This window comes from Nocardia sp. CDC153 (assembly GCF_035818515.1).
In the GTDB taxonomy this organism is placed as follows: Bacteria; Actinomycetota; Actinomycetes; order Mycobacteriales; family Mycobacteriaceae; genus Nocardia.
The window spans coordinates 231,322-253,535 of sequence record NZ_JAYKYU010000005.1 but is presented as its reverse complement, the minus strand read 5'-3'; the positions used below and the strand labels follow the sequence as shown (position 1 = coordinate 253,535).

Here is a 22,214-nt window from a genome sequence, read left to right as displayed (position 1 = left end):
CCAGGGCTGACGGACGAACCGTCAGCGGGTGCGACGAGCGGTCCGGGACCGACCGTTCGACCGCGACGAACGGTCGTCGGAGTCCTCGTCGACGTGCAACCGCAGCATGGCCGCCAGCGCCCACTCCGGCGGACGGCCCAGTAGCGACACCCCGATCATGGTCAGGAACGCGAGCGGAACCGATGCCAGCGCGGGCTGCGCGGCCAGCACGGCCGGCCAGCCCCGCAGCGAGTGCACCAGTACCGTGACCGCGATGGCCGTCGAGGAGACCAACAGCCCCACCAGCATCCCGGCCAGCGCACCCCGCGCCGTCAGCCGCGGCCACCAGATGCCCAGCACCAGCAGCGGCGAAAAGGTCGACGCCGCAACGGCGAAGGCCCACATCACCAGGAGTCCGGCATCCAGGCGGGCGGCGGGTAGGGCGAGCAGCATGACCGCGCACGCCGAGCCCACCACCGTCAGGCGGAGCCGTCCGAGGCCGCCGGGGCCCAGATCGTGCGAGATGGCGCCGGAGAGCGCCAGCAGCAGGCCGAGCGAGCTGGTCATGATGGCGGCGAACGTGCCCGCGGTGAGCAGACCGGCGAAAAGGTGCCCCGGCCAACCGGTATCGACCTGCGTCGGCAGCGCGACCACCACGGTGTCGGTGTAGCCGGACAGGTACAACTGCGGCACCAGCGCACCGCCGAGCACGCCGTAGATCCCGGGGAACAAATAGAAGGTCCCGATGAGGGGAATGGTCAGGGCCGCGGTGCGGCGCGCGGCCCGGCCGTCCGGGCTGGTGTGGAAGCGCATCACCATGTGCGGCAGGCCCATGGTGCCGAGCATGGTGGCGAACAGCACCGACAGCGTGCCCAGCAGCGGGTAGCCGTTGTTGCCGACGTCGAAGAGCGGGCGCCGCCAGCTGGGACTGCCGGGGACGTCGAGTCCGGTCAGGTGCGGGGTCGGCGCACCGGCCGCGAAGGTGACGACCTGTCCGGCGCGATAGTGCACACCGTCGGCGGACACGTCGTCGCGGAAGACGACCTTGGTATCGCGCGGAAAATGCGTGAACTCCACCGGGTGCAGGGCATGGGTCCGGACCGCCGCGCCGACGCTGACCACCAGCCAGATCGCGGGGACCGCGAAAAACACCGTCTTGAGCACGAATTGGAAGGCCTGCACGTAGGTCGCGGCCCGCATGCCGCCCAGCGCCAGCGTGCCGCTCACGGCCACGGCCGCCAGCGCGACGCCGACCCAGTACGGCGTTCCGCTCACCACGCTCAGCACCAGACCCGACGCCCGGAACTGGGGCACCAAATACAGCGTGCTGATCACCAACACCACCACCGCCGACAGTTGGCGCAGCAGTGCTGATCCCAGCCGCGCCTCGGCGAAATCCGGTACCGTCATGGCACCCGAGCGCCGGATCGGCGCCGCCACCAACACCAGCATGGTGACGTATCCGGCCGCGAATCCCACCAGGTACCACAGTGATCCGACGCCGTCCTTGACCACCAGCCCGGCCGCCCCGACGAACGACCCCGCCGACAGGTACTCCCCCGCCACCGCCGCCGAATTCAGCCAGGGCGAGGTGCGGCGCGAGGCCACCAGAAAATCCGAGGTGGTGCGCATGGCCGCGACCCCGCGCAACCCGACCGCGAGTGTCGCGATCATGACCGCCGCGGCTGCTGTCAATCCGACCATCAGCCATCCCGATCGGCATGGCCGCCGCTGTGCTCCCCCGTGTGCCTGTACTCCCCTGTACCCCTGTGTTCCCCGGCCCCCCGGGTGGTTTCGACCGCCTCCGCCCGGCGCAGGTGCCAACCGCCGAGCATCGAGAAGGCCGGATACGGCAGCAGCCACAGCATCACCCACGACACCGGGACATCGGCCACCCGCACCTCGTCCAGCGCGGGAAATACGGTGATCGCCACGGGAATTCCGATCAGCAGCAAGGCCAGCAACCCGAGCACCGGAATCGCGCGTCGGCGTTGGGCGCGGTAATTGCGCAGGGCCCGTTCGGGATCGGCGACCGTCGGCGACACCGGGCGGCGGACTCGGCGGCGGCCGAGGTCCTGAGCCAGCCGGGTCTGCGGGCTCATCACGACGGCTCGGCGGACGGCCATCAGCGGCGCTGCGCTTCGGTATGTCGCGCCGAGTTCAGCAGGCGCTGACGCAATTCGCGAACGTGACGGCGGCTGACCGGCACATCACCCAGGTCGGTGTGCGCCTGCAGGCCGTGCACCGAGTCGGTGCGCAGTTCCCGGATGGCGTCCAGGGCGACCAGGAATCCGCGGTGCACGCGGAGGAAACCGGCTGGCTCCCAATACTCTTCGAGGCGGGACATGGGCATGCGGACCAGGTGCGCGCCGGAGGCGGTGTGGAGTTTCACGTAATCGCCCTGGGCCTCGACGAATTTCACCTCGCTGCGCCGGATGTAGCGGGTGCGGCCGCCGCTGTCCACGGGCAGCGCCGACATCGCGTCGGTCAGGTCCGGCGACACCGCCGTGGCCGGGTCGTGCGGCAGCATGCGCAACACCTTGCCGAGCGCGGCCGAAACCCGTTCCGCGCGCACCGGTTTGAGCAGGTAGTCCACCGCGCCGATGCCGAACGCGGTCACCGCGTGCCGGTCGTGGGCGGTGACGAAGACGATGACCGGCGGCTCGCTCAGCTTGGCCAGCAGTCCCGCCAGCTCGAGCCCGTTGAGTCCCGGCATCGAGATGTCCAGGAACACCGCGTCGAAATGCTCGTTCTGAATACGCTTGAGGGCGGCCAGGGCATCGCCCGCGGTGACCACCTCCGCGATCTCGGGCGCATTCCCCAGCACGCGAGTGAGATCGGCCAGCGCGGACGGCACATCGTCGACGGCCAGCACCCGCAGTCGGCGTTCGGCGTTTCTCATGACGGCCTCACTCCCGGCTGCGACAGCGGCACCCGGACCACCACCCGGGTCCCGGCGTCGCGCTCGGTCTCCACCACCAACCCGTACCAGGGTCCGTAGGCGGTCCGCAGCCGTCGATCCGCATTGCTCAATCCCACGCGGTTGCTGGCCTTTCCGGCCAGGATCTGCTCGACCTGGGCGGGAGCCATGCCCACACCGTCGTCCTCGATGCTGATCATGCAGTCGCCGTTGCGGGCCTCGCCGTGCACCGAGACGGTGCCGCCGCCCCCGAGCGGCTCGAGGCCGTGCCGAATCGCGTTCTCCACCAACGGCTGCAGCACGAGATAGGGCAGCGGGACGGCCAGGACATCGGGCACCACCCGGATCTGCACCTGCAACCGGTCGCCCATCACCGCCCGCTGCAACACCAGATAGGTCTCGATCGCCTCGAATTCGTCTGCCACCGTGGTGTATTCACCGTGCCGTCCGAGGCTGTAGCGAGCGTAGTCGGCGAAGTCGAGCAACAGCTCCCGCGACAGCTCCGGATCCGATCGCACCGAGGAGGCGATCACCGTCAGCGCGTTGTAGACGAAGTGCGGCGACATTTCCGCCCGCAGTGCGCGCAATTCCGAGCGCGCGGCCTCTTGCTCGGAGAGCTCCAACCGCCCGCGCTCGAGGGCGTTCTCCACCAGCCACGCGGCCTCGCGCACGGCCTTGGCCGCGCCGACACCGTCCACGACGAGCACTCCGGCCACGTCGTGATCGACGACCAGCGGACGCGCCGCCAGCTCCCCGTGGGTGGCCGATTTCCCGCGGTTCAGCACGGACCCGACCAGCTCCAGCGCCGCCGCCGCGTCGGTCGGCGGCCCCGACCATTCGATGGCTCCCTCGGGTCCGGCCAGGCCCACCGCGCGCACCCGGAGCAGCCATCGCAATCGCCGTGCCGCCGCCCGGCCGCCGGGACCGCGCAGTCCCTCCCCCAGATGCGCGGAAACCTGCCGTGCGACACCCAGGGCCGTGATCGGATCGGCGCGCACTTCCCGCCGCAGCCACGTTGGCACAGTCAACAACCCCCTGCCGCATGAATTTCCGCAAAGAGGAGGTAAATATCCACTAAACGGAACCTTCTCCAGAAAGCATAATCCGCTGCGCCCCTTCGGTCCACCGCAAGGCAGACACCGAAGTTGCTGCGACCCAACATGTTTGGTTACACATAAAAATTACGGTGAATCCATCTCGCCGAACGTGCGCGATGCGAGAATGAGAGAGTCCGTTGCTGTTTCAGTCACGAATCCTCGCCCATCCCAGCATGATTCGCCAACCACGCCGCGTTCACGCTGATGTGCACATCCTCCAATTCCAGTGGCCCGTCCTCGCCGCACACCCGAATGGAGACGGGGCGCCCCGCGGCGTCCGCGATGCGGAGCGGGCCGGGACCGGCCCGCAGCCATTTGTCGCCCCACTGCATGAGGACGACGGCGACGGGCAGCAGGTCTCGACCCATGTCGGTGAGCAGGTACTCGTGACGGGTGCGGCGACCGGGTTCGCGATAGGGCACCTTCTCGAATATCCCCGCGGCGGTCAGCTTTCGGAGCTGCGTGGCGACCGCGGCCTCGGCGACATCGACGCGCGCGGAGAAGCCCTCGAAACGGGTCGTCCCGTAATAGGCCTCGCGCAGGATCAGCATGGCCGAGCGGGTGCCGACGACTTCGAGCGCCTTCTCGATCGAGCAGTGCCTGGGCTTCCAGGAGCTGAGATCGGCCAGTGGGCCTTCCATGACGGCTGCCATGACACCGAGATTAATCCCCTTGGCTTGACCTGACTAGAGTCAGCTTCTAGCGTGGCCTCATGTCGCTGCGGAAGAACGCCGTTCACCCCGGATGGGACGATCCACTCGTCCAGACCCTCCGGGTGCTGACCGAACAGGCCGGTGGCTTGATGGTGTTCGCGGGTGTCGCGAACGGCCGGGTCCCCGCCAGCCTGGTCAATGCCGGGCTGGTCGAGCATCCGGTCTCGGGCGCTCCGACGCTGGCGCACGTGGCCTACCGCGATTCGCGGCGGGTGGCCCGGCTCGCGGTGACTCCGCAGGCCTCGCTGACCGTGCACGACGGGCGTCGGTGGCTGACCGCGGAAGGCCACGCGGACTTGATCTTCGGACCCTGGCACGAGGTCGGCCCGGATCACGCGCTGCGACTCGACGCCGCACGGTATGCCGAACTGCTGCGCGAGATCTTCCGCCGGGCCGGTGGCGGCGAGCACCCCGACTGGCCCGAATACGATGCCGCCATGCGCCGCGAACAGCGCGTCGCGGTCCTCGTCGACCTGCGACGCCTGTACGGAATCCATTGGGACTGAGCACCTTCGGCGTGCCGCCCGCGCCGCCGGTTCAGGCGCTCAGATTGCCGAAGCGCTGTCCATGCCAGACCAGCGGACGCCCCGATCCGGTGTGCGCGGCGACTATCTCGCCGATGACGACCACGTGGTCGCCGTAGCGCCGGGCGTCCGACAGCAGACATACCGACCAGGCCAGCGCCCGGTCCAGGACCGGCACCCCGGCGATATAGCGATGGTCGTGCCCGGCGAAGCGCCGACCGGTGGGCGAGGCGAAGTCCTCGGCCACCGCGCGCTGGTCCTCGGTGAGCAGCTGCACGGCGAAACTGCGATTGCGCTCTATCGCACGCAATGTCGTCGATTGCGCCGCGAGGCAGACCAGCAGCAGCGGCGGGCGCAACGACACCGAGGTGACCGCCGAGACCGTCAGCCCGACCGGCCCGGCCGCGCCCAGCGCCGAGACCACCGAGACACCGGCGGTGAGCTTGCGGAACAGTCGCCTGGAGCGTTCGGGCTCCAAGCTCAACCGGTCCGGGAATTCGTCCAGGGTCACGCCCGCGGGCGCACCGCCCTCGCTTCGCGTGCTGTAGCGCTCGCCTCGCGTGCTGTTGTTCGGCATCGTCGGACCACTCCTCAGTGTCGGATCAGTTCGGATGTTTGTGCGGGACAACGCTGTCGAGCGACCGCGCCAGCCGAGTACGCCGGATCGCCAGCGAATCGCGCACATAGTTCACCGCCCGCCACGGGGCGCGATCGCCCTGGCGCGGAAACTCCGCGACCGAGCGCTGGATGTATCCGGAGGACAGCTCCAGGAAGGGACGCTCACCCAGCGGCCCATCCAGCTTCGGCGCCACCGGCACACCGCCATTGCGCTCGATATGGCGCAGGACCCGGCACACCACCCGCGCATTGAGATCGGCGCGCAATGTCCACGCCGCGTTCGCGTATCCGATCCCGGCCGCGAAGTTCGGCACCCCGGTGACCATCGCGCCCTGCCACAGGAATTCCTCGGCCATCTTGACGGTGCGCCCGTCCACCCGGAATTCGATGCCGCCGAAGACCGTCATCTGCAGTCCGGTCGCGGTGACGACGATGTCGGCGTCGAGCACCCGGCCCGACCGCAACCGCACGCCACGGGGCTCGAAGGAATCGATGCGATCGGTCACCACCGAGGCGGCCCCGCGCCGGATGGCGGTGAACAGGTCGGAGTCGACGACCGCGCACAAACGCTGATCCCACGGCGCGTAGGTGGGCGTGAAATGTTCGGCCACCGCGCGCCGATCCCGCAGGGCGAGCAGCACCAGGGCCCGCAGCACCGTCCCGGCGGCCCGGGGGTACGCGCGACAGAACCAGTAAAGACCGCCCGTCATCGCGATGTTCTTCGCTCGAATCAGATGGTGCGCCAACCGTCTCGGCAGACCCGCCCGCAGCAGATCCGCCACGATGTCGCGCCGCGGCACCGGGAAGATCCAGGTCGGCGAGCGCTGCAGCATGGTCACGTGCGCGGCCTCGCCCGCCAGCGCGGGGGTCAGGGTGATGGCGGTGGCGCCGCTGCCGATGATCACCACCCGCTGGCCCGAACAGTCCAGCTCCTCGGGCCAGAACTGGGGATGCACCACGGTGCCGGTGAACGATTCGAGACCGTCGAACTCCGGGGTGTAGCCGCGGTCGTAGTCGTAGTAGCCCGCGCAGGCGTAGAGGAATCCGCAGGTCATGGTGCGCCGCACCGTCTCCCCGGTGCCGAGCGTCTGCTCCAGGGTCAGCGTCCACCGCGCGGTGTCCGAATTCCAGTACGCCGCCACGACTTTGGTGTGATAGCGGATCTTGCGGTCGATGCCCGATTCCGTGGCGGCCTCCGCCACGTAGTCGAGGATGGCCCGCCCGTCGGCGATGGAATCCGGCCCCCGCCACGGCTTGAACGGATAGCTGAGGGTGAAGATGTCGGAGTCCGAGCGCACGCCCGGATACCGGAACAGGTTCCAGGTCCCGCCGAGTGTGGCGCGGGCCTCCAGGATGACGAAGGTCTTGTGCGGGAACTCCGCTCGCAGCCGCCGGGCCGCCCCGATACCGGAGAGCCCCGCGCCCACGATCACCACATCGTGATGTTCGTCGACGGTCATGGTCGCTCCCGCTTCGACACGGCAACACTCTTCGACACGGCATTGAACGGATTGGTGACCGCCAGGATCCGCTGATAACGCGCGCCGCCGATGCGCTGCACCAGATCCAGCGCCCGCGCCTCCCAACCGACCAGCACCCGCGCCTTGCCGCGCGCCACCCCCGCGACGATGACCCGGGCCGCCATCTCCGGCGAATGAAATGCCATGCGCCGGTCGAAGATCGAGGACACGCTGTCCGGATCGAGCCCCGCGGCGGTGGTGGCGTTGCGGGCCACCGCGGTCTTGATGCCGCCGGGATGCACACAGGTCACCCGCACGGGCAAGCGCTCGGCGAGCATCTCCTGGCGCAATGCCTCGGTGAACCCGCGCACCGCGAATTTCGCGGAGTTGTAGGCACTCTGACCGCCCAGCGACAGCAGTCCGAACAGACTCGAGATGTTCACGACGTGGCCGTCACCGGATGCGATGAGGTGCGGCAGAAAGGCTTTCGTGCCGTACACGACGCCCCAGTAGTCGACGTTCATCACCCGCTCGATGTCCTCGAGCTCCGAATCCAGCACGCTGCCGAAATAGGCGATCCCGGCATTGTTGTAGATCTGGTGCACCACACCGAATTCCGCGGCCACGGTGTCGGCGTAGCGCAGCACCGCGTCGCGATCGGTGACGTCGAGGGCATCGGCGCGGACCTCGACGCCACGGAACCGGAGCCGCTCGGCGGTCTCGGTCAGGCCGTCCTTGTCGATGTCGGACAGGGCCAGCCGCGCGCCGTGCCCGGCCAACCGGTCGGCCAGCGCCCGCCCGATGCCGGAACCGGCGCCGGTGATGACAATGGTCTTGTCCGCGAATACGTTCTCGCTCACGGTGTCACCGCTTTCGGGTCGCGCCGCCGCAGGGCCACCACGCGGGCGCCCTTGGCGGGAACTGTCAGGATGTTGCGGGCCTTCGGCTTCTCCGCCGCGGCCTCGGCGGGGCGAAGGTCATAGGTGGAGAGCATTTCTCGCAGCAGGACGGTCATCTCCATGGCCGCGAACCCGGCCCCCGGGCAGCGGCGCGCGCCGCCACCGAAGGGGATCCAGGTGTTGGCCGGCGGTTGCTCACCCAGAAACCGTTCCGGCCGGAACTCGCTGGGCTCGGGGTGATACCCGGGATCGGCGTGCACGATGCCGATGGCGGGCAGGACGGTGATGCCCGCGGGCAGCCGATAGCCGCCGAGTTCGACCGGCGCGGTGAGCTGGCGGGCGACATCCTGGATGACCGGCTTGATGCGCAGGGCCTCCTTGCCGACCGCCCCGAGATACTCGTCGTCGCCGGCGTCGGCCGCCCGTTGCGCGGCGGCCAGCTGATCCGGGCGGCGCACCAATTCGTGCAGCGTCCACGCCAATCCGACCGCGGTCGTGTCGTGTCCGGCCAACAGCAGCGAGATCAGCTGATCGCGCAACTCGGCATCGCTGAGCCCGCCGTCGGGGTCGGCCACGGCCGCTTGCACCAGCCGCGACAGCACATCGGTGCGCTCGTGCAGGTCCGCGGCCACACGGCGTTCGGCGATCTCGGCGTAGACGATCTCGTCGAACTTGCGCTGGTGTCGCCAGTGCGTGCGCCACGGCCGCACCCGCGCCAGCTTCGGATAGTGCAGGCCCATCAGGGTGATCGGGTCGATCTCGGTGATGTGCAGGATCGCGGGGCGCAGTTGCGCGAGCCGATCCGGGGCGGTGACGCCGAGGACGACGGTCAGGATGACCTCGAGCATGAGATCCTGCAGTCGGTTCAGCGCGGCGAAGGGGCGGCCCTCCGGCCAACTCGCCACCTGCGCGCGGACCAGCTCGGTCACACCGTCGCGGTATCCGTTCAGCGCCCGCGCGCCGAACGCGGGCGTGAGCAGTCGCCGGACCCGCTTGTGCTCGTCCTCGTCGGTGACCAGCACGGCGTGCGGACCCATGACCGGCCGCATGATGGCATTGCCGTCACCGGCGTGATAGATCGCGGGGCTGCCCGCGAACACGGTCTTGATGTCCTCCGGGGAGCCGAGCACCACCATATTCCGGTAGGGCGCGGTCGGTTTGATCAGGAAGGTGCTGCCGTAGCGTCGGGTGAAGATCGGGTAGATCCGATGCCGGGCCAGGGTGAACAGCAGCGTCTGCACCACGGCGGGCAACTTCGGCCCCGGCGGCAATGTCGTGGTATCGCTGCCTTTTTCGATGTCCGAGATGGTCATAGTGCTTCCTCTCCGAGCAGGGGCGCGAGGTGCTGGGCGCGCAGGTTTTCCTCGGCGGTCACCTCGGAGCGGGCCATGGCGCGGCGCAGGATCGGCGGGGCCATGATCGAGGTCACGACGGCGACCAGGATGAGCACCGTGTAGGCCTCGGTGCCGAGCACTCCCAGCCGCAGGCCCACGGTGGCGACGATCACCTCGACCACGCCGCGCGCGTTCATTCCGGCTCCCACCGCGAGGGATTCGAAACGGTTGAGGCCGCTCCACGCGCCGCCGAGGAAGGCCCCGGCGAACTTGCCGACAATGGCGACCGCCAGAATTCCGACCCCCGCGAGCAGTACCGGCGGCCGGCCGATCGCCGAGAGATCCATGCGCAGTCCGGCCGTCGCGAAGTACAGCGGTGCCAGCACCGACATGACCACCGAGTTCAAGGGCGCGAGCGCCGCGGGCCGCAGGTCGCTGGACCCGATGACCATGCCGATGACGAAGGCGCCCAGAATCGCCTCCAGCCCCATGGCCTGGGTCGCCGCCGCGCCCGCGACGAGCAGCACCACGACCGTGCCCGACGTCGCCGCCGGGTCCGCGCTGGCCTCGGCCCGGTGCAGCACCCGGCGCACCGCCACCCGGCCCACCGTGACCGCGAAAAGCGCGACCCCGCACAGGTATCCGATCGGCGGCAGCACAGTGCCGACGCCGAGCGTTCCGGCCGTCGCCAGCGCCGAGACCAGCGACAGCAGGAACCAGGCGACGATGTCGTCGAGCATGGCGGCACCGAGGATGAGCTGACCGATATTGCGGTGGGTCAGCCGCAGCTCCATGAGCACCTTGGCGATCACCGGGATGGCGGTCACCGCGACCGCCACCCCGAGGAACAGGGCGAAGACGATCGGGCGGGTGGTGTCCGGGCGCGTGGGCGTCGGCAACACCAGGCCGATCCCGATGCCCAGCGCGAGCGGAATCACCAGGCCCGTGAGGCTGATCCGGGCCGCAGCGCCGGCCCGGGCCCGTAATCGCTTGACGTCCAACTGCATTCCGGCCAGACCGACCAGCAGCACCACGCCGATCTGCCCGACCGCGTCCAGCAGATGGATCTGGGCGACCTCGGGTGGGAACAGCCACCCCCATGCGCCCGGCGCGAGATGGGCCAGCACCGAGGGACCGAGCAGCAGCCCGGCCAGCAGTTCACCGGCCAAGGCGGGCAGCCCGATCCGCAGCGCCAGCGCACCCAGCAGCCGCGCGGCGACCAGCAGCACGGCGACCTCGGCGAAGAACACCAGCAGAGCGTGCGCGGGCAGCGGCGCGAAGGAGCCGAGTGCGACCGTCATCGTGCGCGCCTGTCCAGCCCACCGACCTTGCGCCAGTCGCGATTTCGGTAGGTCAGCATGTCGCGCGCCACCTGGGTGCCCAATCCCGCACCGCGGGCCACCTCGCTCAGATACAGCTTCGCGGCCTCCTTCGAGACCCCGGTGAATCCGTTGGTGAAATACGTGCCGCGCACATGGGCCGGGCTGGCGAACTTGCCCCACAACAGCACGCGCGTCATGCCCAGCAGGGTGAACGCCCCGGTGGGGAGCCGGTTGTCGGGATCGAGTGCGCGCCAACCGGTCCAGCGCGGCGAGGGCACCAGGCCGCTGTCGCGCAGTGCCACGTGAATCCGGTGACCGGCCTCGGCGGCGTCGATGTCCTTGTCCCGGTAGGACTGCATGGCCGCGCACGCCGTCTCGAACAGCGTGGCGAACTGCGGGTTGTCGACCGCCTGCAGACCCCGGTAGGGCGCCTGTTCCAACCGGTCGAAAGCCCTTTTGTCCTTGGTCTTCTCGTAGTCGAAGACGGTCTGCATCTGGGAGTTCGCGCCGTACATGGTGGCCACGCACCACACCCGATGCCAGGCGTTCCAGAGATCGAAGTTGTCCCAGGAGGTGTAGGAGTAGGAGACCAGATTGTCGTAGTAGGCGAACGACTTCTTGGTCCAGGTCTGCACGTATTCGAAACGCTCGGTGGCGAAGTCGTCCTCGCGCACCGCGTCGATGAGCCGGTGGCCGAGCGCGTTGAGGATCATCATGGTGACGGCCAGGCCGCTCGAGAACAGCGGATCGATGAAGTCCGAGGCGTGCGGCAGCAGACACCACCGGTCGCCGACGATCTGCTTGGACGCGAACTGACTCTGGTTCGAGGAGGTGTAGGGCCGCACCGCGCGGGCCTTGCGCATCTGGGCGCGGAAGGTGGGGAACCGATTGACGTGCGCCCAGAACTCGTCCTCCGGCGACTCGCCGTCTCGCCTGGGGTACTGATCCAAATCCAGATTGATTCCGACACTGCACAATTGGCTGGTCGTGCCGATGTGATTGTCGAACGGGATGACCCAGGCCCAGCCGCCCTTGAACAGGTGATGCAGGGTGCCCTGGGAAAAGGGGCTCGGCATCAGATGTTCCTTGCGGGAGGGAATCACATCGTCGAAGGGCTCCACCCCCACGAAGTGGTTGAAGATGGTGCGCGAGCGGGTCTGGTACGGCGCGGGCTGGATGCGCAGGTCGAACTGCTCACCGAGCAGGCTGCGCATGCCGCCCGCGTCGACCACGTACTTCGCCCGGTACTCACCGGAACTCGCGGTGCGCACGGTCGCGCCGTCGGAGTCGAAATCCACGCCGGTCACCGGGGTGTACTGCAGGCCGGTGGCACCGTAGGACACCGCCACCTGGAACAGGTAGGCGTCGATGTCCTGGCGGAAGAAGTGGGAGTCCGGCCCGATCGGGGGGCTCCACGTCGGGTGCTGGGTGCACTCCTCGGCCCGGAACGGCTCACCCTCGCGGTGATAGGCGAAACCGAAGTTCCGTTTCACCCCGGAGGACGCGCTGACCTTGCGGCGCAGCGTGTGATGCCCGGCCAGGTACCCGATTTCGGGAACGTCGTAGCGGCGCGCGAGCACCCGCAGGCCGACGATGGTCTCCGGAATGGTGGATTCACCGATCGCGAACCGGGGATGACCCCCGGCCTCGATGAGGCCCACCCGCACCCCGTGCCGGGCCAGGATCGCGGCCAGGGTGGTGCCGCCGATACCACCGCCGATGATCATCACATCGAAAGAGCGGCTGCCGTTTCCGACATCGGACTTACTGATTTCGAGCATCGCCTTCAGCTTTCGTTCACGAGGGAGAGGGGGGTCACCCGCACCGGTCGGGTGCGGGGTACGAAATCGGCGATCAGACCGGCCAGGGCCGCGGGCTGATCCTCGGGTACCAGGGCATGCGAATCGGCGACCCATTCCAGCCGGGCGTCGAAGAAGTCGTCGGCCAGGCGTTCGGCGTGCGCGGGCGGGAAGAGCCGATCCCGCGCCGCCCACGCGATGAGCACGGGTTCGGTGAACTCGCGCAGCCGTTTCGACGCCGCGAGCACCTCGCCCGGATCCAGGCTGCGCAGCGCACGGCGCAGGTCGGCGTAGATCTCGTCGTCGATCAGGGCGGGCAGCACCCAGGAATCGGAGGTCGCGGCCTCCACCGGGCGACGCGCGAGCCAGCCCTGGGCGAAGGGCAGCCGCCGCAGCGCGCGAATGCGCAAGGGCCCCAGCACGAGTTCGCGGGCGAACGGGACGTGCGAGATCACCGACATGACCGGCCGGTACCTGCGCGGCGGGGCATTGTCGTAGGCCCCGCCGGAGGTCAACACCAGCCGGCCCACCAGATCGGGCCGGGACAGCGCCAGCAGTTGGGCCAGCGGCGTACCGCCGTCGCTGCCGACCAGCGTCACGCCGGCGAGATTCAACTGCTCGAGCGCTTCGGCCACCAATGCGGCCAGCCCGGCGAAGGACAGGTCGGCATTCGGCATCGGGATGGCGTGCGCTCCCCAGGGCAGGTCCAGGGCGATGCAGCGGAAGCGCCCGGACAGACCGCCTATCACCTTGCGCCAGACATTGGCGTTCATCAGGGGGCCGTGCAGGAAGACCAGCGGCTCACCGTCGCCGACCTCGAAATAGGCCAGCCGACCGCTGGACAGCGAAAGCTCCCGTTGCACACCGAGATTGCGGTGACGCCACCGGGCGCGATGGTCATCGGACATGTGCGACTCCAGGTTCGGTGGTTTCGGTGGATTCGGTGGATTCTGCGGTTTCGGTGGTGAGGATGAAGTGCGAGACCAGCGCCGCCACGCGTTCGGGCTGGTCCTCCGGCGAGAGGGTGTAGGAGTCCCGGATCCACTCCAGGCGCGCATTGGGGAAGTCCCGGGCGAGCCGGTGCGCATTGGCGGGCGGACAGAATCGGTCTTCCCGCGACCACGCGATCAGCACCGGACGGTGGAAGTCCGCGAAGCGCAGGGCCGCCGCGAGGGTGTGCCGCGACTGCAGCCCGACCAGCACGCGGGCGAGGTCCCGGCGCACCCCGCGGTCTGTGATCGACGGCAGCACATAGGAATCCGAGACGACCGGATCCAGGGCGCGACGGGTGAGCCACCCCTGCGCGATCGGCAGTCCGCGCAGGGCGCGAATGCGCAAGGGTGCCAGGATCGGCAAAAGAGCGCCGGGGATCGCCGCCGCCAGTCTCAGGTAATCGAATGCCGGGGGCGGCAGGTGTTCGTATGCGTCACTGGAGGTGAGCGCGAGCCGGCCGATCAGATCCGGACGCTCGGCCACCACCACCTGGGCCACCGCTCCCCCGGTGTCATTGGCCAGCAGGGTCGCTCCGGCCAGTCCCAGCGTCTCGAGGGATTCGATGACGAGCTGTGCGATGCCGGGGACCGACAGATCCACCTGCGGGAGGGCGTGATCGTGCGATCCGAACGGCAGATCCAGGGTGACGACCCGGAACTGGCGGGCCAGCAGCGGCACCACCCGCCGCCACAGGTTGGCGTTCACCATCGCGCCGTGCACCAGTACGATCGGTTCGCCCGCGCCGCGTTCGAAGTAGCGCACCGCGCCGGACGCGATCGGGACGGTCCCGGGCGCACCCAGCTCTTCGTGTCGCCAGCCTGGTTCATATCGGTTGCGGGACATCACATCTCACTTCGCTTGCTTGCGACCGAACTGGCGGTACAGGGAGGCCTGGGCATCGCCGATGACGCCGGTGACGGTATTGCCGGAGCGGCTCATCGCCTTCGCCATGGACACCGCCGCGGGCAGGCCCATCAGGCGGCGGGGGTTGTATTCGTGGCGCAGCATGAGCGTGAGGTTGTCGCGGCGGCGCGGTGAGGCGCTGATGTACCGGAACAGTTCGAGGTCAACGGAATTCGTCGCCAACCCGAGCCCGATGGACCGGGAGAAGTAGTACATCGGGCGCGCCTCGGCATCGCGTTCGCGCCACCAGCGCGCGGTGGCCCGGTCGATGGTGCGCGGGCTGCCCCATTCCGGGAGCAGCCGCCGGGTCAGGGCGCGCGCCTGTCGCAGCGCATCCGAGATCCCTTGCCCGGTAATGACATCCTTGAAATGCCCGGAGTCGCCGACCAGCACCCAGCCCGGGCCCGCCGCCTCCCGGAAGTAGCCGTTCATCCGGCGCACCTGGCGGACCTCGCCCACCTGCTGCGCACCGTCCATCAGGCCGCGCAGCGTGGGGATGATGCGCTGGGCGCACTCCTCGAAAACCTGCCGGTCGCGGTAGTCGCGGGGATCGTCGCGGGTGGGCTGGGCGACTACCAGGGTGATGCCGTCGTCGCAGGGCACCATGAAGAAGATCTCGCGGCCGTCGCGGACCAGCTGGAATTCCGGTGGTACGGGAAGGTTTCGATAGTAGCGCCAGATGGCGTCGCGGTCGTTGGTGGTGACGGCGTATTTGTTCGAGCCCACCAGCTTCGCGACCGTGGAGTTGCGGCCGTCGGCCCCGACCACCAGCGGCGCGGAGATGTGCAGCCGCTCGCCGTCCGGTCCGGTGGCCACCACGCCGCCGACCCGACCGTTGCGCTCCTCGAGCAGCCGGTTGACCGTCACCCCGGTGCGGACCCGCACCCCGACCGCTTCCACTCGACGGCGCAGCATTTCATCGAGTCCGGTGCGGCGCACGCACATTCGTGGCCATTGTGGGTGATACACCGACAGATCCACGCCGTCCATGACGGTGCGGGTCGCGTGCAGGGGCGGGGCCCCGAGTTCGTGCAGCTGTTGCAGCACGCCCAGCTCGTCCCACAGCCGCAGGTCCTGTAGATAGTGGGTGGACAGCACATCGGTCTCGCGCTCGCCGCGATCCAGCAGCGCGACCCGCTTGCCCGCCTCGGCGAACCGAATGGCCAAGGCGCATCCGGCGATTCGCGCGCCGACAATGACGATGTCGGCGGTCTCCTTCGTAATGGTCGGCTCGTTGGTAATAGTCGACTCGGTCATGAGTGGACAACCTCCTTCGACGAAGTCCTCGGTGCGGGCGCGGCGGCGGGCGTCACCGGCACCGCATCGCGCATGTCCTGCCGGTCGGCGATGTCGAGTGCGCGCAGGTAGGCACGGGTACCGGCCTCGAGCGCGCGCTTGGGCAGCGCAAACCCGCGCGGCTGCGTCCACGGCAGCTCGGAATCGGTACGGCCGCTGAGGAATCCGCCGAACCGCCAGGCGGAGTCGACCGCCAGGGACAAGCCGTGGCCGCACCACGCGCCCGCGTGGTAGACCCCCGGTTTGCCGGGCACGGGACTGACCACCGGCAGCCGGTCCTGGGTGCTCGCCGCCCGGGCCGTCCAGCGCGCTACCACCGGGATGTCATGCAGCACAGGGAATCTGGCGGTCATCTCGCGAAGCAGTCGCTGATGCACGGCGTCGGCGCTGCGCGCGTCGTGCACCGGATCACCGGTCGGGACGATGACCGGGCCGCCGCCGAAAACCAGCCGCCGGTCGGCGGTCATCCGGTAGTAGTTGAAATAGTTGCGCTGGTCGATGATTCCGCCGCGCCCATTCCAGCCCAGTCCGGCCATCTGGTCGTCGGTCAGCGGTGCGGTGGCCAGCACGTGTGCCCGGATCGGCACCACCGAATGCGGAAACGGGTTCAGGTCGCGGGCATAGCCGTCGACGGCCAGCAGCACCCGATCGGCGGTGATGTCGGCTGCGGTGGTGGTCAGCCTGGTGGTCTGCCCGCGCGCCGGAATCAGTTCCAGCACCCGGCTGTACTCGTGCACCTGCACCCCGAGCTCGCGCACGGTGTCGGCCAGACCCACCAGCAATCGGTAGGGGTCCACCAAAAGCACGTTGTCGTAGGAGAATCCGGCGAGGAAGCCCGGCCCGGCGCGCTCGGTCAGCTCCTCCGGGTCCAGCCAGCCGATGCCGCGGCCGAGCTGCTCGAGGTGACTCAGATGCACCGCCATCCGGTCGCGCTGACGCGGGGTGAGGGCAGCGAGGGTGTGCGGTTCGGGCCGGGCGTCGCACTCGATGGCCGCCGCGCGAATCAGCTCGGCCAACAGCTCGACCCCGTGCTGCGAGGCGTCGAACGCGGCCCGCGCCAAGGTATCCCCGTATTTCTTGCGGAGCACCGGAATCGCCATCTTCAGACCTGGACCGACGATGCCGGTGCTCGCGCCGGTCGCACCGGCGCCGATGCGGCCCGCCTCCAGCACGGTGATCTTCAGATCGGGCCGGGCGAGGGCGGCGTAGTAGGCCGTGGCCAAGCCCGCGAGCCCGCCGCCGACAATGACCAGATCGGCACGGGTCGAGCCGCGCAGGGCCGGTCCGGTCGGCACGTAATCGGACAGCTGAACCCAGATGGGTGCGGTGTCCAGGCACCTGGTTGCGTCAACCATGATTGTTTCCTTCAGAGCGAATTGGTCGCCCGGGCCAGACACCAGATGTCTCGCAAGCGAATGCGGCCGGGGAATGCGATGTATTCGGGCGTCACCAGTTGCGGACGCCACTTGAGTTTGAAAGCCAGTTGAGTCTTGGCGGGATACAGCGCCGCGCCGCGCTCGCCGATGAGCGCGAGCGCCCGGGCCAACAGCCGGGACGCGCCGGGCAGGTCGTAGCTCGGTTCCAGTCCGACGAACGGCGTCAGGCCCAGATGCAGCCACCCCGCGCCCTCGTCCTTGAAGGTCTGCGCCGCTTCGGCGAAGACGTGTTCGATCACGCCCGGCGGCGCGTCGGGGGCGCGGCGGGTCAGGTCGTAGAGCCACCCCGCCCGGTCGCCGAAGACCGGCGAATAGGAGATGTAGGCCACGACCCGGCCGCCCGCCTCGGCGACGAACAACCGGCGCTGACCCTGGACCGCGCCACCGCGCTCCCCGATCATCAACCGCAGTTCCTTGACGTGGCGGCCCTTGTTCCGCAGCCAGGCGGCGTCGATGCCGTCCAGCTGCGCGGCGAAGTCCGGATCGGCCAGCCGCCCCGATGCGGCCTCGGAGACGGTGACGCCCTCGCGTCGCGAGCGGGTGATCATATTGCGCGTCTTGACGAATTTCTGGCCGCGCAGCCCGAACACCGTCAAATCGATGCTGTAGGAACACCCGAACTGATTCACCACCCAGTGATCCGCGACGGCGCGTTCGGCGTCGCCGCGGCCCAATTGCACGGCGATGACCCGCTTTCCGGCGTCCCCGGCCGCGGCGGCGAAGGCGTGATCGAGCGCGGCCCGATCGGCCTCGGCGGCACAGGCCCCGGTGAACTGCACCCAGTACCGGCGGCCCGCGGGCCGATAGGTGATCAGGCCCCGACGCTCGGGCACCGTGAAATAGCGGTTGCCCTCGTTGAGCGCCAGGAAGACCGAGGAGCTCTGCCCCAGATCGCGCACGACGTCGAGCACGTCACGTTGGCCGAGCACGTCCCGGGGGCCGGGCGCGTGCCCCTGCGTGACCGTCATGATCTGACCATCGGCGCGACTTGGCGGATCTCGCCGAACAGGCCCGCCAGGATGAGCGCGATATTGTCGCTCAGCGCGGCTTCGGCGACCGGATCGAGCAGCTCGGCGAGCGAGGGGATCCCGAGGTCGAAACGCGCGTCGAAGACCACCTCCGAACCCGCTTGCGCCGGGCGCACCCGCCAGGCACCGTCGAAGATCTCGAAATCCCCTTCCAATTGCCGGAATTCGATCTCGCCGGCCTCGCGATCGAGCACATCGTGCTCGGTCCAGCGCAGCAGACCCTTGCGGAACTTGACCGTCCAGCTCGAGACGACCCCGACACCCTCGCCGGGCTGGATCTCGACGGCCACCACCGCGTCGGTGAGGTTCGGATAGCTCTCGAAGTCGCTGATGCGATCGAAGGCGGCGACCGGATCGATGCCCGGACAGACGAAGGACAGAGTGACAGTGCGCATGATGATTCCTCGCTACGACGCCGACCGCGACAGGGTCTGTGCCAATGCCTCGGCGAATACCGTTGTGAACAAATCCAATTCGTCCGCCGACAGCACCGCGGGCGGCGTGAGCCGCAGGACGGTCGGGGAATTGAGCGAATGATTGACCAGCACACCGCGATCCACCAGGTTCAGGTAGAGATCGCCGACCAGTCCCGGCTCCGGGAATTCGATGCCGATCAGCAGGCCCCGGCCCCGCACCTCGATCGGACCGGACCCGGGGTGGCTCGAAACGATCTCGCGCACCGCGTCGATCAGCCGTTCACCCAGCCCGGCGGCTCGGGAGACGATGTTCTCCGCGCGCAGGGCACGGATCGCCGCGGACGCCGCCGCGCACGCGATCGGCGAGGCCGCGAAGGTCGACGAGTGCAGGTAGGGGTCCTTGGCGAAGGGCGCGTAGAGCTGCGCGGTGGTGACCACCGCGCCGATCGGGACCACCCCGCCGGACAGGCCCTTGCCGACCAGCATGATGTCGGGGGTGACGCCCTCATCGTCGACACCCCACCAGCTGCCCAGCCGACCCAGTCCGGTCTGGATCTCGTCGACGATCAGCAGCACATCGTGCCGACGGCACGAATCCGCCGCGGCGGCAAGGTAACCCGCCGGAGGCACGATCACCCCGCCCTCGCCCTGCACCGGTTCGACAATGAACACACCGCGCCCCGCCACCGCCGCCAGCGCCGTGTCGAGCGCGTCGGCATCCCCGTACGGCACCACCGTCACGTCCGGCAGCAGCGGCTCGAACGGCTCCTGGAAGACCCGCCGCGCCGTCACGCTCAAGGCCCCGAGCGTCTTGCCGTGGAACCCGTTGTGCGTGGTGACGAGCGCGGATTTGCCGTGTGCGCGAGCCAGTTTCAGCGCCGCCTCGGTGGCCTCGGCGCCGGAGTTGACGAAGTGCACCAGGTCCAGTCCGGCGGGTGCCACCGCGGCCAGATCCGCCGCGGCGTGAATCGCGACCGGTTCGAAGAACACCCGGGTGGACATCGGATGCTCGTCGATCTGCCGGTGCACCGCCGCCGTCACGACCGGGTGCCGGTGTCCGAGCAGATACACCCCGTGCCCGCCGAAATTGAGGAAGCGCCGCCCGTCGTGCACGGTGACCCACGCACCCTGCGAGGCGATCTCCTGCATTCCGCCCAGTAGACGTCCGAGCGCGGCGCGCCCGACGCCCGAATGCGCCCGGCACAGCGCCTCGGTCTCGTCCAGACGCGACCGAATATCGAATTCGCCCGCCCACGTGTCGTTCTCGAGGGCGGTCATGCGACCCGCACCTTGCCGTCGGCCGGGGCGAGCCCCTTGACCCGGGCCCAGTAGTACATCGAGTTGTAGGCGGCCCGATGCAGCGCGTCTTTTTCGATCTGCTTGCCGAATCCCAACTCCGGCAGGGAATTCGGCAGCGGCTCGGCGCTCTGGAACAGCCAGGAGAACTCGAGCAGGTCGCGGAACTTCGCCGCCAGCTTGGGCGGCAGCGAATCCTCGAGCAGCGGAATGATCAAACGGTCCACGGCCTCGGTCGGGATGAGGCGCGGCTCCTTGGTCGCCAGCCCCAGCTCGGCGGCCAGGCCCATGCACAGGTCCATGATGTCGCGGGCGTTGAGGGACTGATCGCCCGCGGTGAGCCAGAATTCGCCGGTCTCGACGCCCTCGCGGAGCAGTTTGCCGATGACCGCCGCCACGAGATCCTGTGGCACGAAATCGATCAACGCGTCCGCGGGCATGGGGATCATCGGCGCGGCCCCGCGCACGATCGCGCCCAATACCGCATGGATGCCCTGGAATTGGGACATCCGGCCGTCCACCGAATCACCGGTAATGATCGAGGGTCGCAGAATCACGCTGGCGGCCGGATGCGACCGCACCAGCTCCTCGGCCTCGATCTTGGAGTGCACGTAGGCGGCGGCTCCCGGCGAATGCCCGTTCGCCGCTGGCGGATTCGCCACGAATGCGGTGCTGAGGAAATACAGCGGTACCGAGGCCTGCTCGGCCAGCCGCAACAGCGCGGTCGGTCCGCCCAGATTGACCTCGCGGATCCGGGCCGGGTCCTCCTTCCAACTGGTGGCCGCCGCCGCGTGGACGATCGCGTCCACCCGACGCACCAGCACCGCGTAGTCGTCGGCGGACATCCCCAGCCGCGGCTCGTCGAACGATCCGCCGAATTCGCTGACCCGGACATCGGCGACCGGGGTGCGATGGCGCATGCACACGATGTCGAAATCCGGTGCCAGTTCATCGATCAGGGCCCGGCCGACGACTCCGGCCGCGCCGGTGAGCAGAATGGTCTTCTTACGCCACGTCATCTCTGTGGTCATCGCTTGTCCTTCAGACGATCTCGAGCGGGCTACCGGCGAAATACCGGGTGAGCGGTCCGGCCATCCGCCCCCGGGACGGCGGGTGGAAGCCGAGGCCGTGGACGGCCGCGGACAGGTATCCGATGTCGTTCGCGGTCATGAACCGCAAGCCGCCGAGCAGCTCGACCGCCTTGGGAACCACGGCGGCAATGGCGTCCTGGACCGCGTAGCGCACCAGGAGCGTGTCGACCAGCAGCCGCGAATCGGTGACCGAGTCCGGCACCTGGCGGGCGATGTTCTCGATACCGGCGGCCGCCCCTTCCAGCCGTGAGATCAGCTGCAGCCGTTCGGTTTCGGATACCTGATCGACATCCACCAACTGCTCGACCAGGGCACTGGCCGCACCGAGGTAGGAGGCCGACATGAGCAGTTCGAACCAGACGAACCCCGCGGTCTGGATGCTGTCGAGACGACCCTCGTCGGTGACCTCGGTGAGCACCACCAGCGCCTCGGGCACCAAGACGTTGTCGATGCGCACCTGATCGCTCTCGGCGCCCGCGAGCGCGAAACTGGACCAGAACGGCGAGACCGTGACCCCGGGGTCCTTGGCCGGGATCAGCGCCACGGCGAGCCGGTCGCCACTGCCGTCGGGCGCGGGCAGGCGCAGGCTGGCGGTGAGCAGATCCATCGACCGGGCCAGGCTGCACGGACGCTTGAGCCCGCTGACCCGCACGCCCTCGGGAACCACGGTGGCGTCCATGGTCGGCGCCAGAATGCGGCCGTCCGGTCGGCCCTCCGCGAAGCCCGACGCCACCAGCATGTCGTTGGCGGCGACGGCCTCGAGCAGCAGCCATTCCTTGCCGCCGTTCGCGGCCAGCAGCACCAGGCTCGAGACCGAGAAGTGGTGCATGGTGGAAGCGACCGCCAGCGAGGGTGACCGGGCGCCCAGCGCGCGCTGGACGCGGACCGCGTCGAGGGCGCTCGCCCCCTTGCCCTTGAATTCGACCGGAATGACCAGGCCGACTCCCCCGGCCTGTCTCAGCAATTCGATGCCGGGCGATCCGGGGCTTTCCAGGTCGTCGAGTAGAATATCGGCCAAGGCCTTGTCGAGGCCGGGGAAGAACTGTTCCAGGGCCATTCGTTCGCGCTGCAGAAAAGACATGTCATGAGC

Annotated in this window: 21 protein-coding genes; 1 reads left to right on the top strand and 20 read right to left on the bottom strand. The window is 68.9% G+C overall.

Features of this window, described 5'->3' with window-relative positions:
- Nucleotides 1-21 precede the first annotated feature (21 nt).
- From VMT65_RS27830 to VMT65_RS27810, 5 genes are all read right to left on the bottom strand, one after another.
- A complete protein-coding gene (locus tag VMT65_RS27830; protein WP_326311415.1) occupies nt 22-1,683 on the bottom strand; it encodes a sodium/solute symporter in 1,662 nt (553 codons plus the stop codon).
- On the bottom strand, nt 1,683-2,081 hold the full coding sequence (locus VMT65_RS27825; RefSeq protein WP_326311414.1) for a hypothetical protein: 399 nt from the start codon (nt 2,079-2,081) through the stop codon (nt 1,683-1,685). The genes VMT65_RS27830 and VMT65_RS27825 overlap by 1 nt, the downstream gene beginning before the upstream one ends.
- Nucleotides 2,082-2,104: 23 nt before the next feature.
- Complete coding sequence (locus tag VMT65_RS27820; protein ID WP_326311412.1) at nt 2,105-2,881, bottom strand: LytR/AlgR family response regulator transcription factor; 777 nt, start codon at nt 2,879-2,881, stop codon at nt 2,105-2,107.
- Nucleotides 2,878-3,921, bottom strand: a complete 1,044-nt coding sequence (locus tag VMT65_RS27815) for a sensor histidine kinase (RefSeq protein ID WP_326311411.1) — start codon at nt 3,919-3,921, stop codon at nt 2,878-2,880. Before VMT65_RS27815 ends, VMT65_RS27820 begins: the two co-directional genes overlap by 4 nt.
- A 224-nt stretch (nt 3,922-4,145) precedes the next feature.
- Nucleotides 4,146-4,649, bottom strand: a complete 504-nt coding sequence (locus tag VMT65_RS27810; RefSeq protein WP_326311410.1) for a winged helix-turn-helix transcriptional regulator — start codon at nt 4,647-4,649, stop codon at nt 4,146-4,148.
- 59 nt (nt 4,650-4,708) lie between these two features.
- Here VMT65_RS27810 and VMT65_RS27805 point away from each other — a divergent pair, with 59 nt between their 5' ends.
- Nucleotides 4,709-5,215, top strand: a complete 507-nt coding sequence (locus VMT65_RS27805; protein WP_326311409.1) for a pyridoxamine 5'-phosphate oxidase — start codon at nt 4,709-4,711, stop codon at nt 5,213-5,215.
- Between the two features lie 31 nt (nt 5,216-5,246).
- Here VMT65_RS27805 and VMT65_RS27800 read toward each other — a convergent pair whose 3' ends face one another.
- The 15 genes from VMT65_RS27800 to VMT65_RS27730 are packed head-to-tail and all read right to left on the bottom strand — an operon-like array spanning nt 5,247 to nt 22,205.
- On the bottom strand, nt 5,247-5,810 hold the full coding sequence (locus VMT65_RS27800; RefSeq protein WP_326311407.1) for a flavin reductase family protein: 564 nt from the start codon (nt 5,808-5,810) through the stop codon (nt 5,247-5,249).
- Nucleotides 5,811-5,835: 25 nt separating this feature from the next.
- Nucleotides 5,836-7,311, bottom strand: coding sequence for a flavin-containing monooxygenase (locus VMT65_RS27795; RefSeq protein ID WP_326311406.1), 1,476 nt, complete (start codon nt 7,309-7,311; stop codon nt 5,836-5,838).
- Entirely contained in the window at nt 7,308-8,171 is an 864-nt protein-coding gene (locus VMT65_RS27790; protein WP_326311405.1) for an SDR family NAD(P)-dependent oxidoreductase, read from the bottom strand. Before VMT65_RS27790 ends, VMT65_RS27795 begins: the two co-directional genes overlap by 4 nt.
- Complete coding sequence (locus VMT65_RS27785) at nt 8,168-9,523, bottom strand: cytochrome P450 (RefSeq protein ID WP_326311404.1); 1,356 nt, start codon at nt 9,521-9,523, stop codon at nt 8,168-8,170. Before VMT65_RS27785 ends, VMT65_RS27790 begins: the two co-directional genes overlap by 4 nt.
- Nucleotides 9,520-10,845: a cation:proton antiporter gene (locus tag VMT65_RS27780; protein WP_326311402.1), complete on the bottom strand. Its 1,326-nt coding sequence runs from the start codon at nt 10,843-10,845 to the stop codon at nt 9,520-9,522. Before VMT65_RS27780 ends, VMT65_RS27785 begins: the two co-directional genes overlap by 4 nt.
- The gene (locus VMT65_RS27775; protein ID WP_326311401.1) at nt 10,842-12,647 is read right to left on the bottom strand and encodes an NAD(P)/FAD-dependent oxidoreductase; all 1,806 of its coding nucleotides are present in this window, start codon (nt 12,645-12,647) and stop codon (nt 10,842-10,844) included. Before VMT65_RS27775 ends, VMT65_RS27780 begins: the two co-directional genes overlap by 4 nt.
- A 5-nt stretch (nt 12,648-12,652) precedes the next feature.
- The gene (locus VMT65_RS27770) at nt 12,653-13,573 is read right to left on the bottom strand and encodes an alpha/beta fold hydrolase (RefSeq protein ID WP_326311400.1); all 921 of its coding nucleotides are present in this window, start codon (nt 13,571-13,573) and stop codon (nt 12,653-12,655) included.
- Nucleotides 13,563-14,501 carry an alpha/beta fold hydrolase gene (locus tag VMT65_RS27765; protein ID WP_326311399.1) on the bottom strand — a complete coding sequence of 313 codons (939 nt, stop codon included), beginning with the start codon at nt 14,499-14,501 and terminating at the stop codon, nt 13,563-13,565. Before VMT65_RS27765 ends, VMT65_RS27770 begins: the two co-directional genes overlap by 11 nt.
- Nucleotides 14,502-14,507: 6 nt before the next feature.
- Entirely contained in the window at nt 14,508-15,818 is a 1,311-nt protein-coding gene (locus VMT65_RS27760) for an NAD(P)/FAD-dependent oxidoreductase (protein WP_326311398.1), read from the bottom strand.
- Nucleotides 15,815-17,212 carry an NAD(P)/FAD-dependent oxidoreductase gene (locus VMT65_RS27755; RefSeq protein WP_326311396.1) on the bottom strand — a complete coding sequence of 466 codons (1,398 nt, stop codon included), beginning with the start codon at nt 17,210-17,212 and terminating at the stop codon, nt 15,815-15,817. Before VMT65_RS27755 ends, VMT65_RS27760 begins: the two co-directional genes overlap by 4 nt.
- Before the next feature lie 11 nt (nt 17,213-17,223).
- A complete protein-coding gene (locus tag VMT65_RS27750; protein WP_326311395.1) occupies nt 17,224-18,261 on the bottom strand; it encodes a DUF2156 domain-containing protein in 1,038 nt (345 codons plus the stop codon).
- Nucleotides 18,258-18,716 (bottom strand): type II toxin-antitoxin system RatA family toxin, encoded by a 459-nt coding sequence (locus VMT65_RS27745; RefSeq protein WP_326311394.1) that lies wholly within the window; start codon nt 18,714-18,716, stop codon nt 18,258-18,260. The genes VMT65_RS27750 and VMT65_RS27745 overlap by 4 nt, the downstream gene beginning before the upstream one ends.
- A gap of 12 nt (nt 18,717-18,728) precedes the next feature.
- Nucleotides 18,729-20,015 (bottom strand): aspartate aminotransferase family protein, encoded by a 1,287-nt coding sequence (locus VMT65_RS27740; RefSeq protein ID WP_326311392.1) that lies wholly within the window; start codon nt 20,013-20,015, stop codon nt 18,729-18,731.
- Complete coding sequence (locus tag VMT65_RS27735; protein ID WP_326311391.1) at nt 20,012-21,064, bottom strand: SDR family oxidoreductase; 1,053 nt, start codon at nt 21,062-21,064, stop codon at nt 20,012-20,014. The genes VMT65_RS27740 and VMT65_RS27735 overlap by 4 nt, the downstream gene beginning before the upstream one ends.
- Nucleotides 21,065-21,074: 10 nt before the next feature.
- Entirely contained in the window at nt 21,075-22,205 is a 1,131-nt protein-coding gene (locus VMT65_RS27730) for an acyl-CoA dehydrogenase family protein (protein ID WP_326311390.1), read from the bottom strand.
- Nucleotides 22,206-22,214: the final 9 nt, after the last annotated feature.

Excerpts from the sequence above, each read along its gene's own strand:
- VMT65_RS27755 (WP_326311396.1), bottom strand. The coding sequence starts at position 17,212 with ATGGTTGACGCAACCAGGTGCCTGGACACCGCACCCATCTGGGTTCAG.
- VMT65_RS27770 (WP_326311400.1), bottom strand. The coding sequence starts at position 13,573 with ATGTCCGATGACCATCGCGCCCGGTGGCGTCACCGCAATCTCGGTGTG.
- VMT65_RS27805 (WP_326311409.1), top strand. The coding sequence starts at position 4,709 with ATGTCGCTGCGGAAGAACGCCGTTCACCCCGGATGGGACGATCCACTC.
- VMT65_RS27775 (WP_326311401.1), bottom strand. The coding sequence starts at position 12,647 with ATGCTCGAAATCAGTAAGTCCGATGTCGGAAACGGCAGCCGCTCTTTC.
- VMT65_RS27830 (WP_326311415.1), bottom strand. The coding sequence starts at position 1,683 with ATGGTCGGATTGACAGCAGCCGCGGCGGTCATGATCGCGACACTCGCG.
- VMT65_RS27760 (WP_326311398.1), bottom strand. The coding sequence starts at position 15,818 with ATGACCGAGTCGACTATTACCAACGAGCCGACCATTACGAAGGAGACC.
- VMT65_RS27765 (WP_326311399.1), bottom strand. The coding sequence starts at position 14,501 with ATGTCCCGCAACCGATATGAACCAGGCTGGCGACACGAAGAGCTGGGT.
- VMT65_RS27810 (WP_326311410.1), bottom strand. The coding sequence starts at position 4,649 with ATGGCAGCCGTCATGGAAGGCCCACTGGCCGATCTCAGCTCCTGGAAG.
- VMT65_RS27745 (WP_326311394.1), bottom strand. The coding sequence starts at position 18,716 with ATGCGCACTGTCACTCTGTCCTTCGTCTGTCCGGGCATCGATCCGGTC.
- VMT65_RS27735 (WP_326311391.1), bottom strand. The coding sequence starts at position 21,064 with ATGACCACAGAGATGACGTGGCGTAAGAAGACCATTCTGCTCACCGGC.
- VMT65_RS27795 (WP_326311406.1), bottom strand. The coding sequence starts at position 7,311 with ATGACCGTCGACGAACATCACGATGTGGTGATCGTGGGCGCGGGGCTC.
- VMT65_RS27750 (WP_326311395.1), bottom strand. The coding sequence starts at position 18,261 with ATGACGGTCACGCAGGGGCACGCGCCCGGCCCCCGGGACGTGCTCGGC.
- VMT65_RS27730 (WP_326311390.1), bottom strand. The coding sequence starts at position 22,205 with ATGTCTTTTCTGCAGCGCGAACGAATGGCCCTGGAACAGTTCTTCCCC.
- VMT65_RS27825 (WP_326311414.1), bottom strand. The coding sequence starts at position 2,081 with ATGAGCCCGCAGACCCGGCTGGCTCAGGACCTCGGCCGCCGCCGAGTC.
- VMT65_RS27740 (WP_326311392.1), bottom strand. The coding sequence starts at position 20,015 with ATGACCGCCCTCGAGAACGACACGTGGGCGGGCGAATTCGATATTCGG.
- VMT65_RS27785 (WP_326311404.1), bottom strand. The coding sequence starts at position 9,523 with ATGACCATCTCGGACATCGAAAAAGGCAGCGATACCACGACATTGCCG.
- VMT65_RS27780 (WP_326311402.1), bottom strand. The coding sequence starts at position 10,845 with ATGACGGTCGCACTCGGCTCCTTCGCGCCGCTGCCCGCGCACGCTCTG.
- VMT65_RS27820 (WP_326311412.1), bottom strand. The coding sequence starts at position 2,881 with ATGAGAAACGCCGAACGCCGACTGCGGGTGCTGGCCGTCGACGATGTG.
- VMT65_RS27800 (WP_326311407.1), bottom strand. The coding sequence starts at position 5,810 with ATGCCGAACAACAGCACGCGAGGCGAGCGCTACAGCACGCGAAGCGAG.